At 70.1% G+C, this 16,497-nt stretch carries 18 protein-coding genes; 13 read left to right on the forward strand and 5 right to left on the reverse strand.

Features of this window, described 5'->3' with window-relative positions; translation table 11 throughout:
• The first annotated feature begins 8 nt into the window (after window positions 1-8).
• The 3 genes from AB0H93_RS11080 (at window position 9) to AB0H93_RS11090 (ending at window position 3,096) form a co-directional block, all read left to right on the forward strand.
• A complete protein-coding gene (locus tag AB0H93_RS11080; protein ID WP_358570874.1) occupies window positions 9-254 on the forward strand; it encodes an acyl carrier protein in 246 nt (81 codons plus the stop codon).
• A 54-nt stretch (window positions 255-308) separates the two neighbouring features.
• Window positions 309-1,091: an SDR family NAD(P)-dependent oxidoreductase gene (locus tag AB0H93_RS11085; protein ID WP_358570877.1), complete on the forward strand. Its 783-nt coding sequence runs from the start codon at window positions 309-311 to the stop codon at window positions 1,089-1,091.
• 670 nt (window positions 1,092-1,761) lie between these two features.
• Window positions 1,762-3,096 carry a DUF222 domain-containing protein gene (locus AB0H93_RS11090; RefSeq protein WP_358570880.1) on the forward strand — a complete coding sequence of 445 codons (1,335 nt, stop codon included), beginning with the start codon at window positions 1,762-1,764 and terminating at the stop codon, window positions 3,094-3,096.
• 103 nt (window positions 3,097-3,199) lie between these two features.
• On the opposite strand, the gene AB0H93_RS11095 is transcribed toward AB0H93_RS11090, so the two are convergent.
• The 5 genes from AB0H93_RS11095 to AB0H93_RS11115 are packed head-to-tail and all read right to left on the reverse strand — an operon-like array spanning window position 3,200 to window position 8,420.
• Window positions 3,200-4,408, reverse strand: a complete 1,209-nt coding sequence (locus AB0H93_RS11095) for a cytochrome P450 (RefSeq protein ID WP_358570883.1) — start codon at window positions 4,406-4,408, stop codon at window positions 3,200-3,202.
• The gene (locus AB0H93_RS11100) at window positions 4,405-5,568 is read right to left on the reverse strand and encodes an acyltransferase (protein ID WP_358570886.1); all 1,164 of its coding nucleotides are present in this window, start codon (window positions 5,566-5,568) and stop codon (window positions 4,405-4,407) included. The genes AB0H93_RS11095 and AB0H93_RS11100 overlap by 4 nt, the downstream gene beginning before the upstream one ends.
• 44 nt (window positions 5,569-5,612) lie before the next feature.
• Complete coding sequence (locus AB0H93_RS11105) at window positions 5,613-6,560, reverse strand: aromatase/cyclase (RefSeq protein WP_358571443.1); 948 nt, start codon at window positions 6,558-6,560, stop codon at window positions 5,613-5,615.
• A gap of 52 nt (window positions 6,561-6,612) precedes the next feature.
• A complete protein-coding gene (locus tag AB0H93_RS11110) occupies window positions 6,613-7,656 on the reverse strand; it encodes an LLM class flavin-dependent oxidoreductase (protein WP_358570889.1) in 1,044 nt (347 codons plus the stop codon).
• Window positions 7,657-7,682: 26 nt separating this feature from the next.
• A complete protein-coding gene (locus AB0H93_RS11115) occupies window positions 7,683-8,420 on the reverse strand; it encodes an SDR family oxidoreductase (protein ID WP_358570892.1) in 738 nt (245 codons plus the stop codon).
• Between the two features lie 113 nt (window positions 8,421-8,533).
• On the opposite strand from AB0H93_RS11115, the gene AB0H93_RS11120 reads away from it, so the two are divergent.
• Genes AB0H93_RS11120 through AB0H93_RS11165 form a run of 10 tightly spaced genes read left to right on the forward strand, consistent with a single transcriptional unit; the run spans window position 8,534 to window position 16,492 of the window.
• On the forward strand, window positions 8,534-9,640 hold the full coding sequence (locus AB0H93_RS11120) for a ketoacyl-ACP synthase III family protein (protein ID WP_358570895.1): 1,107 nt from the start codon (window positions 8,534-8,536) through the stop codon (window positions 9,638-9,640).
• A gap of 5 nt (window positions 9,641-9,645) precedes the next feature.
• Window positions 9,646-9,882, forward strand: coding sequence for an acyl carrier protein (locus AB0H93_RS11125; RefSeq protein WP_358570898.1), 237 nt, complete (start codon window positions 9,646-9,648; stop codon window positions 9,880-9,882).
• Window positions 9,879-11,159 carry a beta-ketoacyl-[acyl-carrier-protein] synthase family protein gene (locus tag AB0H93_RS11130; protein ID WP_358570901.1) on the forward strand — a complete coding sequence of 427 codons (1,281 nt, stop codon included), beginning with the start codon at window positions 9,879-9,881 and terminating at the stop codon, window positions 11,157-11,159. Before AB0H93_RS11125 ends, AB0H93_RS11130 begins: the two co-directional genes overlap by 4 nt.
• Window positions 11,156-12,364, forward strand: coding sequence for a ketosynthase chain-length factor (locus AB0H93_RS11135; RefSeq protein ID WP_358570904.1), 1,209 nt, complete (start codon window positions 11,156-11,158; stop codon window positions 12,362-12,364). Before AB0H93_RS11130 ends, AB0H93_RS11135 begins: the two co-directional genes overlap by 4 nt.
• 11 nt (window positions 12,365-12,375) lie before the next feature.
• On the forward strand, window positions 12,376-12,636 hold the full coding sequence (locus AB0H93_RS11140; RefSeq protein ID WP_358570907.1) for an acyl carrier protein: 261 nt from the start codon (window positions 12,376-12,378) through the stop codon (window positions 12,634-12,636).
• A gap of 8 nt (window positions 12,637-12,644) precedes the next feature.
• Complete coding sequence (locus tag AB0H93_RS11145; protein WP_358570910.1) at window positions 12,645-13,520, forward strand: LnmK family bifunctional acyltransferase/decarboxylase; 876 nt, start codon at window positions 12,645-12,647, stop codon at window positions 13,518-13,520.
• The gene (locus tag AB0H93_RS11150) at window positions 13,517-13,753 is read left to right on the forward strand and encodes a phosphopantetheine-binding protein (RefSeq protein WP_358570913.1); all 237 of its coding nucleotides are present in this window, start codon (window positions 13,517-13,519) and stop codon (window positions 13,751-13,753) included. Before AB0H93_RS11145 ends, AB0H93_RS11150 begins: the two co-directional genes overlap by 4 nt.
• Window positions 13,753-14,982: a hydroxymethylglutaryl-CoA synthase gene (locus AB0H93_RS11155; RefSeq protein WP_358570916.1), complete on the forward strand. Its 1,230-nt coding sequence runs from the start codon at window positions 13,753-13,755 to the stop codon at window positions 14,980-14,982. The genes AB0H93_RS11150 and AB0H93_RS11155 overlap by 1 nt, the downstream gene beginning before the upstream one ends.
• Window positions 14,979-15,710 (forward strand): enoyl-CoA hydratase/isomerase family protein, encoded by a 732-nt coding sequence (locus AB0H93_RS11160; protein ID WP_358570919.1) that lies wholly within the window; start codon window positions 14,979-14,981, stop codon window positions 15,708-15,710. Before AB0H93_RS11155 ends, AB0H93_RS11160 begins: the two co-directional genes overlap by 4 nt.
• Window positions 15,707-16,492, forward strand: a complete 786-nt coding sequence (locus tag AB0H93_RS11165) for a polyketide synthase (protein ID WP_358570922.1) — start codon at window positions 15,707-15,709, stop codon at window positions 16,490-16,492. Before AB0H93_RS11160 ends, AB0H93_RS11165 begins: the two co-directional genes overlap by 4 nt.
• The last annotated feature ends 5 nt before the right edge of the window (window positions 16,493-16,497 follow it).

A 16,497-nucleotide genomic window follows, 5' to 3' on the forward strand; every position in this document is an offset into this window, starting at 1 on the left:
GAAGCACGATGAGCAACCCGATAACGCTCGACGACCTTCGCCGGATCCTGGCCGGCTGCGCCGGTGCGGCCGAAGACGTCGACCTGGGCGGCGACATCCTGGATCTGACCTTCGCCGACCTCGGCTACGACTCGCTGGCCCTGATGGAGACCGCCGCGGTCATCGGGCGCGAGTTCGGAGTGGTGATCCCGGACGACGAACTGGGCGGCCTCGAAACCCCGCGAGCGATGCTCGACCGAGTAGCGGCGGTCTGACAGGCGAACCGACCGGAACCGACCGGTCTGAAGTGGACGGACAGCGGAGGGAACATGGCTGAGGTCGACCAGGTGGCGCTCGTGACGGGCGCCACCAGCGGGATCGGACTGGAGATCACCAGGCGGCTGGCGAGCAGCGGCCGGCGCGTCTACATCTGCGCGCGCAACGCGGACACGCTCGCGAGCACCGTCAAGTCCTTCCAGGACGAGGGCTTCGAGGTGGACGGGCAGACCTGCGACGTCACGTCGCAGGAGGACATCAGGGCCTTCGTGAAGGCAGGCGCCGAACGGTTCGGCCCGGTCGACATCCTGGTCAACAACGCGGGCCGCTCCGGCGGCGGTGTCACCAAGGACGTGCCGGACGAGCTGTGGTTCGACGTGATCAACACGAACCTCAACAGCGTCTTCCTGATGACCAAGGAGGTCCTGAACAACGGCGGCATTCTGGAGAAGGGCTGGGGGCGCATCATCAACATCGCCTCCACCGGCGGCAAGCAGGGCGTGATCCACGGGGCACCGTACTCGGCGTCCAAGCACGGCGTGGTGGGCTTCAGCAAGGCGCTCGGCCTGGAACTGGCCAAGACCGGCGTCACCGTGAACGCCGTCTGCCCGGGCTTCGTCGAGACGCCGATGGCCGAGCGGGTTCGCGAGGTCTACTCCGGGATGTGGGACGTGTCCGTCGAGGAGGTTCGCGAGCGGGTCAACGCGCGGGTGCCGATCGGCCGGTACGTCGTTCCCGAGGAGGTCGCCGCCATGGTCGAGTACCTCGTTGGGCCCGGGGCCAACTCCGTTACCGCTCAGGCTTTGAACGTTTGCGGGGGGTTGGGGAACTACTGATCTCTTGGCTTCTCGCCCCGGCGGGGCTCCTTTGAGGGCTTCGTCGGGGTTCTTGCTTTCGTGGTGGGCGGGGTTGGGGCTTTTTCTGGTTTGGTTTTGGGTGGAGCCATCCCCGCGGTTCGGTGGATTGTGGGGGCTGTGGTCCGGAGGTCAAGCCCGGCCTCGCGGCCGCCCCTTCGGGGGTGAACGGCTTGACCTCCGGCCCACAGCCCCGTTCGGCTTCATATCGCGGGGATGGCCCGGTGTGGGATGGACGTACGTCACGGTTCTGGGCGGCGGAACTTGGGGTGGCTGGTTCCGTTTCTGGTTGTGTGGCGGCTTGTTCGGTGCTTCCGGGGGCTTTGGTCGTGGGCTTGGTGGCGTTGCGGGCAGCCTGTTCTTCGTATGGGACTGATTCTGCGGCCTTGATAGGAGTCGCCTGGCGGCGTGTGGTCGTTCGTGTCGTTGGGTTGGCTTGGGGGATCGGGTTGGCTTGTGGGTTCTGAAAAATCCTTGTGTGTAGAGGGTTTTCGTCGTGATGATCACCTGATCTAGCGACCTATATTTGCTCGAAAATGCGTTCGATGCTTGGAATACTTGAAGCATGACACCGCTTCTGCACACCTCTGGTTTGGCCCTCGGCCTCAGTGCCGACGCGGCCGCGAGCTCGGCTGGCGCCGGTGCTCCGGCCGTGTCAGCAGCTGTGGCCGGCGGGTCCGTGGTGGTGCGTTCGGCGGAGTCGTACAGCGATGCCGAACTTGTTGGCGGCATTGCCGAAATCGAGCAGGAGATTCGCGCGGCACGGATGGAGCAGCTGCGGTTGATCGCCGAGGCGGAGCGTCGTCGCTTGTTCGTCGAGCAGGGCGCTCGGTCTATGAGTGTGTGGTTGCAAAGCCTGCTCAACGTCGATTCCCACGACGCCAAGACCCGGATCAGGGTGGCGGGCGACGTGCAGGAAGCGGACTCGGAGGGTGGGCCGCAGCTGCCGGATCTGCCCGCCACTGCGGCGGCTCTCGCCGAGGGAGCCATCGGCCTGGAGCATGCCAAGGTCATCTCGAAGTGCAAACAAAACCTGCTCGAAAGCTCTCGTGATCACGACCTGGCGAAGGTCGAGGCGATCCTTGCCGACCACGCCACGCGAATGTGCCCGCGCGACCTGGCGAAGCTCGCCGACCGCATCCGCTACCTGCTCGACCACGACGGTGCTCACCGAGACGAAGAAGCTCAGCACGAGGCGCGGGAACTGCACTACGCCACGGCCCGCGACGGAATGCTGGTGATCAAGGCGCGTCTGGACAGGGAAACGGGGGCGAAGTTCGTCGAGGCGATCCGCCCGCTCTCCGCGCCTAGTCCGGAGGTGGACGGGGAGAAGGACCCGCGCACGGCGGGGCAGCGAAACGCGGACGGATTCGCGGCGATGGTCGACATCGTGCTCGACTCCGACCAGATGCCCCGCACTGGAGGCCAGCGGCCCCACCTGAACGTCACGATCGACTTCGACAACCTCAAGCGCACCCTGCTGCAGGCGGCCGACGAAGGAATGCCGGGCACGCTGGGAGTCACCGAGCAGTCCATCACCGTGGAGAACATCCGCCGTATCGCCTGCGACTGCGAGGTGCTGCCCACCGTGCTCGGCGGAGACAGCCTCCCGCTGGACGTGGGAATGTCCCAGCGAACGGCGCCGACTCACATCCGAGCGGCCCTGCTGCACCAAGACGGCGCGTGCGCCTTCCCGGGCTGCGACAGGCCGCCGGGAACGCCCCAAGCGCACCACATCGTGCACTGGGTGGACGGTGGCCCCACCGAGGTCAACAACATGGTCATGACCTGCGCCCACCACCACAGGGCGATCCACAACCAGCACTGGAGGATCGAAATGCAAGACGGCAGGCCGATATTCATCCCGCCAACAAGCGTGGACAGAACCAGAACCCCCAGACCAGGAGGCAAAGCCCTGCCTGCTGCGTACCAGGAGAACCTCCGAGACCTGATCCCAACACCACGTGTTCCGGAGGGCACCCCCTGATGCCGACTCGCAGGCGCACGACCCGACCGTGCCGCCTGCGAGGACCTAAACAACCGCACGTGTCCCAGCACCTTGAAAACTCAAGAGAGGAACCAAGAACAGGTCACCAGGAGACGAGAAGCTCCCGAGGCCCCCGGATCAGAGTGTCCTTACCGCGCCAAGGAACCTCGGATTCAGGCAAAGCAAGGCGCAAAGCGGGAAACGCGCGAAGGAGAGCCGTGAGAGCAACACGGAGCTCCATCCGAGCGAGCTGAGCGCCGAGGCAGTAGTGCGGCCCGAAACCGAAGGCCAGATGGGGGTTGTGAGGCCGATCCAGATCGAGGACGTCAGGAAAGGAGAAGACGTCCTCGTCGAAGTTGGCCGAGATCATCGCGGGAAAGCAGGTGTCGCCCTTGCGGATCAGGGTGCCACCGACCTCGATGTCCTCGGTCGCGACCCGGGGCATCGCCTCGCTGCCGCCGAGCGGCACGAACCGCAGCAGCTCGTCCAGGGCGGTGTCGACGCGTTCCGGGTGAGCCACCAGCCCGGCCCACAGGTCGTTGACCAGCAAGGTGTGGACGATGTTGGCGATCTCGTTGGCGGTGGTCTCGTGCCCGGCCACCAGGATCGTCACGCCCAGGGTGACCAGCTCCTCCTCGGTGAGCCGGTCCTCGTCCTCGTCCCGCGCGGTGATCAGCTGGGAGAGCAGGTCGTCCTGGGGTTCGGCCCGGTGCCTGGCGACGTGCTCCGCGAGGTAGGTCGCCAGGCTGGTGGAGGCGTTCTCGACGTCCTCGGCCGACACACCGGCACCGCCGAACACCAGCTCGGAGAAGCGCTGGAAGAAGTGCCGGTCGGCCACCGGAACCCCGAGCAGTTCGCAGATCACCGTGATCGGCAACGGCATCGAGAACAGCTCGACCAGGTCGGCCGGCGCCTCGGCCGCGCGCACGTCGTCGATCAGGCCGTCGACGATCTGCTCCGTGCGGGGGCGCCAGCGTTCCACGTTCTTGCGGGAGAACGCCGCCGCGACCAGCCTCCTGAGCCGGGCGTGCTCGGGCGGATCCATCGCCAGCAGATCGCCGCCGCCCTCGGTCTTCCACGGCGTGGTGCGGGGAATGTCGGCGTCCACGGTGGCCGCGCGGGAGAACCGCGGGTCACCAAGGACGGTCTTGACGTCCGCGTGCTTGGTCATCAGCCAGCCGTCACCGCCGTAGGGCAGCGTGATGCGCTGCACCGGGCACTTGGCCCGCAGTTCGGCGAACTCGGCCGGGACCGTCAGGCGGTGATCGTCTTCGAACGGGTACTTCATCGGCTCGTCCTGGGGCGTTGTCACGCTGGCTCCTGGATCTTCGAGTTCTGCGGCGGGACCTGCCCGGGCTTGCGCGGCGACCCGAAGCGCCGCATCAGCGGGCGTTCGACGTACTGGAACATCAGGATGCCGAGCAGCTGCGTGACGACGAACAGCGCGAGCACGATCAGCAGGCCGGTGCCGACGTCGAACATCTCGTTCTCACCCACCAGGTAGCGGGTCAGGCCGAGTGCCGGGAAGTGCACCAGGTACGCGGCATAAGACGCGTTGCCGAGCAGCACCATCGGCTTGTTGTTCAGCCAGCACGGCTTGCCCTGCAGGTCCCGCATCGCGATCACCGGCACGAACAGGCAGATCCCGATCGTCAGGATGCCGCTGATCCGGTACGTCGGCGGCAGCACGTACATCACCGCGCACAGCGGGATCGAGATCAGCGCCACCCACCACGAGTTCAGCCGCGGCCACCTCCCGGTCTGCACGATGCGGGCCAGGAACACCCCGAGCAGGAACTCCGTCATCCGGCTCAGCGGGAAGAAGTTCGTCAGGTACACCTGCGCGAAGGACATCTCGCCCCCGCCCCACAGCTCCCCGCCGACGAAGAAGTGCGTCACCGTGGGGATCGCGACGATCAGGGCCGCGGTGCCGGCGAACCACCCCCACAGCCGGTCGTCCCGGATCCGCAGGATCGGCCGGATCAGCAGCGGCAGCGCCAGGTAGAACAGGATCTCGCACGAGACCGACCAGTTCACCCCGTACACGCTGAACAGGTACTGCTCGTCCGGGATCCAGGTCTGCACCAGGAAGAGGTTCGCCAGGATCGGCCCCGGCCCCACGCCCTCCAGCGTGCCCATCATCGACATCGGCCCGATCACCGCCAGCATCAGGAGCGTGGCGGCCCAGATGATGATGTGCCCCGGGTAGATCTTCACCACGCGTCGGCGCCAGAACCGGCCGATCGACGTGCGCCACGGCTCGCCCCAGGTCAGCACGAAACCGCTGAGCACGAAGAACGTCGCCAGCGCCGCCGTGCCGTAGGGGAGGATGGTGCCCAGCTCGTTGATCGACTGGTCGGCGAAGAAGTACCCCGCCCCCAACGCGTGCGTCAGGAACACGGCGATGAAGAGGATCGCGCGATATCCGGTCAGCGACGGCAGCTGCCGCACCGGCGGTGATTCAGCGGTCATTTTCCTACTCCTGAAGTGTGTGAAAACCTCTATTCGCCGCGAAATCAGGCGAGGGACTCCCGGGCCCGCTCCAGCGTCGTCAGGCTGTTGCGACGCAGCAGCTCACGCACCTTCGTGCGGGCCTGCAGGATCGTGGTGCCCGCGCCGAAGTAGTCCTCGATCTCGTCCGGGGCGAGCGCGACCTGGTGGCGGGCCACCACGCGGACACCGCTCTCGATCGGGCTGATCAGCCACTCCCCGCAGTGCGCCTGCAGCGGGCGCGGCACGGCGGTCTGCTTGTACAGGATGCGTTCGTGCGGGAAGCACAGCCGGATCGAGCGCGTGGTGTGGGTGCTGCCGTCGTGGCCCTTGGTGGTCATCGTCATCGTCTGCACTTCCGCGCCGCCGGTGAGCTCGGAGGCCTCGACGGTCTCCAGGTCGAGCTCGGTGACGTGCGGCAGCCGGCTCGGCCACAGGTCCGACCGGTGCAGGAAGTCGTAGACCGCCGAAGCCGACGCGGGGATGGCGACCTCGTCGCTGAACGCGAACACCAGGCCGTCGAAGTCCGTGCCGTACTCCGCCCAAGTCCGCACCGCGGCGGTCTCGGCGTTGCTGTTCTGGTCCAGCGCATCGGCGGCCCAGCGCTCGGCTTCCGGCGTGGGATCGCTGAGCGACCAGTGGTGGGCGAGCACCAGCCGGCCGTCGTCCACCCGCCAGCTGCCGCCCATCGACGCCAGCGGCGGCTTGCTGTTCTCCTGCTCGAAGTCGATCCGCGGCGCGGCTGCATCCAGCCGGCGGCGGGAGGTCCAGCTGCGCACCGAGTCCCCGGTCCGGGCCCACAGCCGGATGCGGTCGAAGTCGGGTCCGTGGTCGAGGACCTCGGCGTGCACGCAGGGCGCGAACATCAGCGGCCAGCGCGTCACGTCCGCGATCAGGTCGTACACCCGGGCAGGCGGCGCGTCGAGCGGAGTCTCGTGCTCGACGTGGTTGACGGAGATCTCGGTGTCGGTCATGGTCACCGAGACTTCCGCAGCCCGCTTGAGCTGACCTCAAGGTGCCGTCGAATCATCCGGTCACACCGGACATTTCGAGCGCCTCCGCGGCCTTCCGGAGGATGTGCAGCCGTCCGTCGAGCGTGGTGTCGTTGGCCGACACCATGATGCTGAGCACCGTCACGCCGGCTTCGGCGAAGGCCTGCATCCGCTCGGCGATGCGCCCGAGCGGGCCGATCAGCGCGGTGCGGTCGATGAACTCCAGCGGGATCGCCGCCGCGGCGCCCCGCCGGTCGCCGCTCATCAGGCGCTCCCGGAACTCGGCGATCTCCTGCTCGAACCCCATGGTCCGCGCGAGCCCGCAGTAGAAGTTGTCCGCCGGGTCGCCGACGCCGAGCAGGAACAGGTAGTGCCCGCGCAGCGCGTCGGCCGCCGACGCGATGTCGGCGCCGTCCTCGGCCACCTGCATCGCGACGAACGGCACGACCTCGAAGCCGGCCAAGTCCAGCCCCGCCCGGTCGCGGCCGATGCGGATCTCGTCGATCGACTTCGCGACGTGCTCCGGCGTGGTGAACCCGCTCAGCCAGCCGTCGGCGAGCTCCCCGGCCAGCTGCAGGCTCTTCGGGCCGACCCCGGCCAGGTACAGCGGGATCTGGGTGCTCGGCCGTTCGGTGAACAGGTGCAGCGGCGCGTCTTCCTTGCCCCACGCGGGAAGCGCGAAGTGCTCGCCCGCGTAGCGCACCGGCCCGCCCTGCATGGCCTGGCGCACGATCTCCACGTACTCGCGGGTGCGGGCGAGCGGGTTGTCGAACCGGACCCCGTACCAGCCGTCCGAGACGTGCGGGTTGGACACGCCGAGGCCGACCCGGAACCGGCCGCCGCTGAGCGAGTCGAGCGTGGCCGCGGTGAGCGCGGCGGTGCCCGGCGGCCGGGCCGGGATCTGCATGATCCCGGAGGCCAGGCCGATGCGTTCGGTCTGGCCGGCGACCAGCCCGAGCACGCTGGGCGCGTCGGCCCGGTAGCCCTCGGCGGCGAGCACGAGGTCGTAGCCGAGCCGTTCGGCTTCCCGCGCCAGTTCTCCGGCACCCTGGTAGACGAGATTCGCGCCGAGGCGCATGGCTTTCCCCTTCCGTCGTCGGTGGTTCAGAGCAGGTGCGCGCCGCCGTCGACGAGCAGCACCTGGCCGGTGGTGTAGGTCGAGTTGATGAGGGAGTGCACGGCTTCGGCGACGTCGTCGGGCCAGCCGACGCGGCGCAGCGGCGTGGTGTCCCGGACCTGTTCGAAGATGGGCTTGAAGAAGTCCTTGCCCTGGATCCACGGCGTCTCGATCAGCCCGGGGGCGACGGCGTTGACCCGGACGTCCGGGCCGACCGCCTTGGCCAGCAGCCGGGTCATGTGCTCGATCGCGGCCTTGCTGACCGCGTAGGGGATCGAGCTGCCCGCGGGGCGGCTGCCCGCGATCGAGGAGATGTTGACGACCACACCGCCGCCGCTGTCCCGCAGCGCCGGCATCGCGGCGACCGTGGTCTGCCAGGTGCCGAACACGTTGACGCCGAAGATCTCCTGCCACACCGCGAGATCCGCGGCATCCAGGTCGTGGTGCGGGATCGGGCGCGACGTCCCGGCGTTGTTGACCAGGACGTCCAGCCGGCCGAAGCGCTCGACGGTCGCGTCCACCAGCTGCCGGGCCTCGTCCTGCTGCGCGATGTCGGCGCGCAGGTACACCGCGCCGGGCAGGGCGGCGGCCAGTTCCTCGCCGGCCTCGACCGACCGCGCCGAGTTGATCACGACCCGCATGCCGTCGGCCGCGAGCCTCCTGGCCACCTCGGCGCCAATGCCGGACGACGATCCGGTCACCAGCGCGACTCGTTCCTCGCTCACCACGATCCTCCAATGTGGGCTCCGCTTGCCTGGGCGAGGCTGGCGCGCGCTGTTCGAGATCTGCTAGAGCGGGGCTCCAGCCGGGTTCCACAGCGTGCGGTCAGGCTTCGCGGATGCGTTGGGACGACATCTATTTGCGCGCCTGCGCGAGCTGGCTGCCGCCCGCGATGCCCGCGGCGGAGGCGGTTTCGCGCGGGCTGGTGGAGGCCGAGGCGGTGCGGCGGGCGCAGGTGACCGGGGTCACCGTGGCCGAGGAATCCCCGCCGGACATGGCGGTGGCCGCCGCAGCGGAAGCATTGGCGCGCTCCGGTTGCGCTCCCGACGAGATCGCGCTGGTCCTGCACGCGTGCTCATACCACCAGGGCCACGACATGTGGGCGCCCGCGTCCTACGTGCAGCACAGGGCGGTCGGCAACCGGTGCCCGGCGATCGAGCTGCGGCAGACCTCCAACGGCGGCATGGCCTCGCTCGAACTCGCCGCCGCGCACCTCACCGCGACGGGCGGCCGCGCGGCGCTGCTGACCACGGCCGACCGGTTCTGCGCGCCGGGCATCGACCGATGGCGATCGGACCCGGGCACCGTGTTCGCCGACGGCGCGACCGCGGCGGTGCTGGCACGGGATTCCGGTTTCGCCCGGCTGCGTTCGCTGGTGTCGGTGGGAGAACCGGAACTGGAGCGGATGCACCGCGGCGACGACCCGTTCGGCCCGGCGCCGCTGTCGGCCCGAACCCCGATCAGCATCGACGAGACCACGCGGGCGTTCCTGCGCAGCCCGGCCGGGCAGCGGTCGGTCGTGCTGATGGCCGAGCGGCACACCGAATCGGTGCGGCGCGCGCTCGACGAGGCCGGGGCGGCGCTGGCCGACATCGACTGGTTCGTGCTCCCGCACTTCGGGCGGCGGCGGCTGGACGTCAACTACTTCCGCCGCTTCGGCATCGACCCGGACCGGTCGCTGTGGTCGTGGAGCCGCGGCGTGGGGCACCTCGGTGCGGGCGACCAGTTCGCCGGCATCGCGCACCTGGTGGAGAGCGGCCGGGCGCGGCCGGGGCAGTTGGTGGCGCTGCTCGGCGTCGGCGGCGGGTTCACGTGGTCCGCAGCGGTCTTGGAGATCGTCGAGGCGCCGCAATGGAAAGCGCCGGAGCACCACCGGAGCTCGAGCGGGTCTGTAGCACGGGAAAGCAAAGTCGATCGTGCACAGCGCACGGAACTGGAGGGCTGAGCCACATGACCATCGACGATCTCCGGAGAATTCTCACGGAATGCGCCGGTGCGGACGAGAACGTCAATCTGCACGGCGAGATTCGTGACACGCCGTTCGCCGATCTCGGCTACGACTCGCTGGCGCTGATGGAGACCGCGAGCCGGATCAAGCAGGAGTTCGGCATCGAGATCTCCGACGAGGAGATCGCGGTCGTCGAGACGCCCCGGCTACTGCTCGATCTGGTTGCCAAGTCGGCATGAGCGCACGAGGCGAACGACGCGCGGTGATCACCGGGATCGGGGTGGTGGCCCCGGGCGGGGGCAACACCAAGGAGTTCTGGGACCTGCTCACCGCCGGCCGCACCGCGACCCGGCGGATCACCGCATTCGACGCGAGTTCCTTCCGCTCCCAGGTCGCGGGAGAATGCGACTTCGACCCGGCCGAGCACGGCCTGACCCATCGGCAGCTGCGCCGGATGGACCGGGTCACCCAGTTCGCGATCGTGTGCGCGCGCGAGGCCGTCGACGACAGCGGGCTGGAGCTCGGCGCGGTGGATCCGGGTGGCCTCGGGGTGAGCGTCGGCAGCGCGGTCGGCGCGGCCACCAGCCTGGAGCAGGAGTACCTGGTGCTCTCCGACACCGGGCGGAACTGGTTGGTGGACCACGAATACGCGTCGCCGCACCTGTTCAACCACCTCACGCCGACGACCATCGCGACCGAGCTCGCCTGGGAGGTCGGGGCGGAGGGCTCGGTCGGGTTGCTGTCCACCGGCTGCACGTCGGGCATCGACGCGGTCGGCTACGCCCACCAGCTCATCGCCGAGGGCAGCGCGGACGTGATGCTGACCGGGGCGACCGAGGCCGCGGTGTCCCCGCTGGCCGCGGCGTGCTTCGACGCGATCAAGGCGACGACGCCGCGCAACGACGATCCGGAGCACGCGGCGCGGCCGTTCGACCGCACCCGCAACGGGTTCGTGCTCGCCGAAGGCGCCGCCATGTTCGTCGTCGAGGAGTACGAGCACGCGCGCAAGCGCGGCGCGCGGATCTACGCCGAGATCGGCGGTTACGCGACGCGCTGCAACGCCTACCACATGACCGGGCTGCGGGTGGACGGCCGGGAGATGGCCGAGGCGATCGGCGCGGCGCTGGACGAGGCGCGGATGCCGACCACGGACATCGACTACGTCAACGCGCACGGCTCGGGCACCAAGCAGAACGACCGGCACGAGACGGCGGCCTTCAAGCGCGCGCTCGGCGAGCACGCCTACCGGACCCCGGTCAGCTCCATCAAGTCGATGATCGGGCACTCGCTGGGCGCGATCGGCTCGATCGAGATCGCGGCCTGCGCATTGGCGATCGAGCACGGTGTGGTGCCGCCGACGGCGAACCTGCACGAGAAGGACCCGGAGTGCGACCTCGACTACGTGCCGCTGGTCGCCCGGGACCACGAGGTCGGCGCCGCGCTCACGGTGGGCAGCGGCTTCGGCGGCTACCAGAGCGCGATGGTGCTGCGGAAGTGGCGAGGAGTCCAGTCATGACAGCGGTTTTCACCGGACTGGGCGTGGTGGCGCCCAACGGGATGAGCGCGGCGGAGTTCTGGTCGGCGACGCTGGAGCAGCGCAGCGGCATCGCCGAGCTGGAGCGGTTCGACGCGACGCGCTACCCGTCCCGGCTCGCCGGGCAGGTCCGGGGCTTCAAGCCCGAGCAGTTCCTGTCCAGCCGGCTGCTGCCGCAGACCGACCGGGTCACCCGGCTGGCCCTGGTCGCGGCGGATCAGGCGCTGGCCGACGCCGAGGCGGACCCGAAGTCCTTTGTGGACACGGAGCTGAGCGTGATCAGCTCCAACGCCACGGGCGGCTTCGAGTTCACCCACCGGGAGATCCAGAAGCTGTGGACCAAGGGGCCGGAGCACGTCAGCGTGTACGAGTCCTTCGCGTGGTTCAACGCGGCCAACACCGGGCAGATCTCCATCCGGCACGGGATGCGCGGCCCGGGCAGCGTGGTCGTCGCCGAGCAGGCCGGCGGGCTGGACGCGGTGGCGCACGCGCGACGGGTCGTCCGCGACGGCGTGCGGCTTTCGGTGACGGGCGGCGTCGAATCGTCCTACGACCCGTGGGGCTGGGTCTCCCACCTGGCCACCGGCCGGATCAGCACCACGCCCGACCCGCGCCGGGCCTTCCTGCCGTTCGACGCCGCGGCGTCCGGCTACGTGCCGGGCGAGGGCGGGGCGTACCTGGTCCTGGAGGACGAGCGGTCGGCCCGCGAACGCGGGGCGCCCCGGGTGTACGGGCGTCTGGCCGGCCACGCGGCGACGTTCGACCCGAGGCCGGAGTCCGGGCGGCCGCCGGTCCTGACGAGGGCCATCCGCCGAGCCCTGGCGGACGCGGGCCTGGAACCCGGCGAGGTCGACGTGGTCTTCGCCGACGCCGCCGGGACCCCCGAGCTCGACCGGGCCGAGGCCGCCGCCATCACCGAGGTGTTCGGCCCGCAAGCGGTCCCGGTCAGCGCACCCAAGGCGCTGGTCGGCAGGCTCTACGCGGGCGGCGGCCCGCTCGACCTGGCGTGCGCCCTGCTGGCGCTGCGCGACGGCGTCGTCCCGCCCACCGCGCACACCGCGGAAGTGCCGCCGGAGTACCGGATCGACCTCGTGCTCGGCGAGCCGCGGGCGGTCCCGCTGCGGACCGCGCTCGTGCTCGCGCGGGGCAACGGCGGCTACAACTCGGCCATCGTCATTCGCAAGTGAAGGAGAGGGAAGTGCCCGTTTCGCTGGATGCAGCCACCATTCGGGACGAGCTGCGCTCGCACCTGGCGGAGGTGCTCTACGTGGAGGTCGCCGAGGTCGAGGACGACGCGACGTTCCAGGACCTCGGCCTGGACTCGGTGCTGGGCGTCGAGCTGGTCTCGGTCATCAACGCCAAGTACGGGCTCAGCGAGGTCGTCGACGCGGTCTTCGACCACCCGACGCTGAACGAGCTCGCCGACTACGTCCGCGAACGCGCGGCCGGGGCGGCATGATCCGCCAGGTGACGATCACGCCGCACATGTGCGGCGGCAGCTCGTCGATCTTCGCGCAGCTGGGCGACTGGACCTGGGAGGCCGTCGCGGCCGACTGCGGGACCAACGTCTACGACGCGCGCACCGCCGACGGCCACCCGGCCTACCTGTCGTTCTACTACTTCCACGTGCGGGGCAGCGCGGAGCGGCATCCGCACGGCCTCACCTTCGGCGACGAGCTGGCGGTGTCCTCGCGGGTGTTCGACGTCGGCGGCGAGTCGGTGCTGACGCTGCACCGGATGTCCACATCGGACGACGAGATCGACCCGGTCGAGTTCTACGAGAACCCCCGGCCGGACGGCATTTACGTGCAGAACTTCAACCGCTGGATATCGCGTTCGCGGCCGGACAGCAACGAGGAGCTCGTGCGCTCCGCGCCGCCGGACTTCCGGCACGAGCACCTGCCCCGGCTGCCGCCGCAGTACTCGCCGCGCGGGATCGCCTCCCGGGCGCGGAAGAACGGCACGTTCCACCCGTCGGGCGTGCCCGGCCACACGTTGACCGAAACGTTCGACACGACCTACGAACTCGACGTCGTGCACGACTTCAACGGTGTCGGGCTCGTGTACTTCGCGTCGTACTTCTCCATCATCGACACCGCGCTGCTGCGGCTGTGGCGGCGGCTGGGCCGCAGCGACCGGCAGTTCCTCGCCCGCCGGGTGCTGGACCACAAGCTCGGCTACTTCGGCAACGCCGACCTCGACTCCCGGCTGCGCATCGCGATCCGGTTGTGGCGGGACGACTCCGGCAGCGGCGCGGAGGTCGCCGACGTCGCGGTCCGGGAGATCGGATCCGGCCGGCTGCTCGCGGTGTCCGCGATCAGCCTTCTCGTGGAGGAAGCATGAACCAAGTCGAGCAGGCCGTGCGGGCGGCGATCGTCGAGATCCTGCCCGACCTGCCCGCCGCCGAGATCACCCGGGACAAGAGCCTCCGCGAACTCGGCGCGGATTCGGTGGACCGGGTGGAGATCATCAGCCTGCTGCTGCACCGGCTGGAGCGGGTGGAGCCGATCTCGAACTTCGCGCACATCCCGGACATCGGGGCCCTGATCGAGCACCTGAGCGGGGGGAACGGCTGATGGCGCGCGTCGGCATCGACGGTCTCAACGCCTACTGCGGGTTCGCGCGACTCCCGGTGCGGGAGTTGTTCGAAGGCCGCGGCCTGGACACCGACCGGATCGGCAACCTCGGGCTCGAACACCGCTCGGTGCTGCAGCCGTGGGAGGATCCGGTCACCAACGCGGTCAACGCGGCCAAGCCGCTGGTGGACGCGCTCGGCGACGCGGCGGAGGACATCGAGCTGCTGGTCACCTCCACGGAGTCCGGTGTGGACTTCAGCAAGTCGATCGCCTCCTACGCGCACCGCCACCTCGGCCTGTCCCGGCGCTGCCGGATCATGGAGGTCAAGCAGGCCTGCTACGGCGCGACGGGAATGCTGCAGCTGGCGGCCGGATACCTCGCCGGGGCGGCGAATCCGCGAGCCCGGGCGCTGGTCGTCGCCACCGACATCAGCCCCATGGACGAGCGCGCGAAGTACGCCGAGCCGACGATGGGCAACGGCGCCGTCGCGGTGCTGCTGTCGGCCGATCCACGAGTGCTGGCGCTGGACGAGGGCCGCAACGGGCTGCACAGCTTCGAGACGATGGACACCGCGCGGCCCGCGCCGGACTTCGACTACGTCGACGCGGACCTCTCCCTGCTGAGCTACCTGGAGTGCCTCTCGGGCAGCTACGCCGACTACCGCAGGCTCGCGCCGGACACCGACTTCGCCACCACCTTCGACCACCTGGTGATGCACACGCCGTTCCCGGGAATGGTGAAGGCGGCGCACCGCAAGCTGATGCGCGAGGCGGCCCCGGGCCCGCCGAAGGCGATCGAGGCGGACTTCGCCCGCCGCATCGGCCCGTCCCTGGTCTACCCGCGCACGGTGGGCAACCTGTGCTCGGGGTCGATCTACCTGGCGTTGGCGAGCCTGATCGACAACGCCTCGGCGGAGGGCACCAGGGTCGGGCTGTACTCCTACGGTTCCGGCTGCGCCAGCGAGTTCTTCAGCGGCGTCGTCCAGCCGGGCGCGGGCCGGGAGCTGGCGACCGCGGGCATCGCGGACCGGGTGCGCAGCCGGCGGGAGCTCTCGTTCGCGGAGTACGAGAAGCTGCTGCCATGGGCCCGCGAATGCCTGCTGCCGCGGCAACACCTGCGCACCGATCTGTCCACATGGGACCAGTACGCCGAACCGTCGCGGGTGCACGGCCCGGTGCTGGTGCTGACCGGCATCGAGAACTACCACCGGAGCTACGAGTGGCGGTGAACGCCGTGTCCGTGGACGCCTCGCGCCCGCCGGTCGTCCGCGTGACGCTTTCCAGCCCCGGCACCGGAAACCGCCTCGACGAGCCGCTGCTCGCGGAGCTTTCCGCCGCGCTGACCGAGGCCGAGGCCACGCCGGGTGCGCAGGTGCTCGTGCTGGGCGCCGCCGGGGACGCGTTCTGCGCTGGGATGGCGCTGGACGGGCTGGAGAGCGCCTGGCGCCCGCGGATCGAGGCGGTCGGCGAGCTCCTGACCAGACTCACGGCGTCGCCCCTGGTGACGGTCGCGCTCGTGGACGGGGCGGCGCTGGGCGGCGGAGTAGGTTTGGCGGCGGCCTGCGACCAGGTCATCGCCGGGCCGCGAGCGGAGTTCCGGATGACCGAGGTGCTGCTGGGACTGCTTCCGGCGACGATCCTGCCGGTGGTGGCCAGGCGGATCGGCGCGCACCGCGCCTACGGGCTGGCGCTGACCGCGCGCGAGGTGCCCGGCGCGGAAGCGGTCGGGCTCGGGCTGGCCGACGCGACCGGCGGCGAGGACGAGCTGCGCCGCGTCCTGCGGCGGCTGCGCGCGGCGGACCCGGGCGCGCTGGCGGCGTTCAAGGCGTACTACGCGGAACTCTTCCCCCCGCTGCCGCCGGAAGAACTCGTCGTCGAAGTTCTCGGCCGACGGCTGGCGGATGCCCAGGTCCACCAGCGGATCGCCGGATTGCGGAACCAGGGGTTGATCCCGTGAACACGGCTGTCGTGGTGGACGTGGTGGCGCCGGTGGCGACGATCCGCCTGGCCGACCCGGCCGGGCGCAACCGGCTCTCGGCCGAGCTGCGCGCCGAGGTCATCGCCGCGCTGCGCGCGGTGGCCGCGGATCCAGCGGTGCGGGCCGTCGTGCTGGCCGGGCTGCCCGACATCTTCTGCGCGGGCGCGTCCGCGGAGCAGATGCTCGGCACGCGCGAGCAGCGGATCGTCGCGATGTGGGAGTTCCTGAGCGCGGTGATCGACTGCCCGGTCCCGGTGGTCGCCGCCGCGCGGGGCCACGCGCTGGGCGGCGGCTTCCTGCTCGCCCTCTACTGCGATGTCACCGTGCTCAGCGAACGTTCCCGGTACGCGGCGAACTTCCTGACCTTCGGGTTCACCCCGGTGCTGGGCGCAACCCACCTGCTGCCGGCGAAGCTGGGCCAGGCGCTGGGCACGGAGATGCTGTACGCGGGCCAGAGCTACCGGGGCGGCGAGCTCGCCGCGCGCGGTGCCGGCGTGCGGGTGACGGCGCACGACGAAGTCGACGCGGAGGCGCAGCGGCTCGCGCTGCGGATCGCCCAGGCACCGCGCGATGCCGTCGAGCGGCTCAAGGCGCAGCTGCGCGAGCAGGCCCGCGAAGCAGCGGAAACCGCGCTGGCGCGGGAGATCCCGGACCACGAGGCGACGATCGGCAGCGCCGAGGCGCGCCGCCGGATCCAGGGCCTGCACGGCGAGCGGCTCGCGGCCCGCGGCGGCCGCACCAGGTTCACGGACGAGAGCTGAGGTTG

It is taken from the genome of Saccharopolyspora sp. NPDC050642 (assembly GCF_040654735.1).
GTDB classification, from domain to species: Bacteria; Actinomycetota; Actinomycetes; order Mycobacteriales; family Pseudonocardiaceae; genus Saccharopolyspora; species Saccharopolyspora elongata.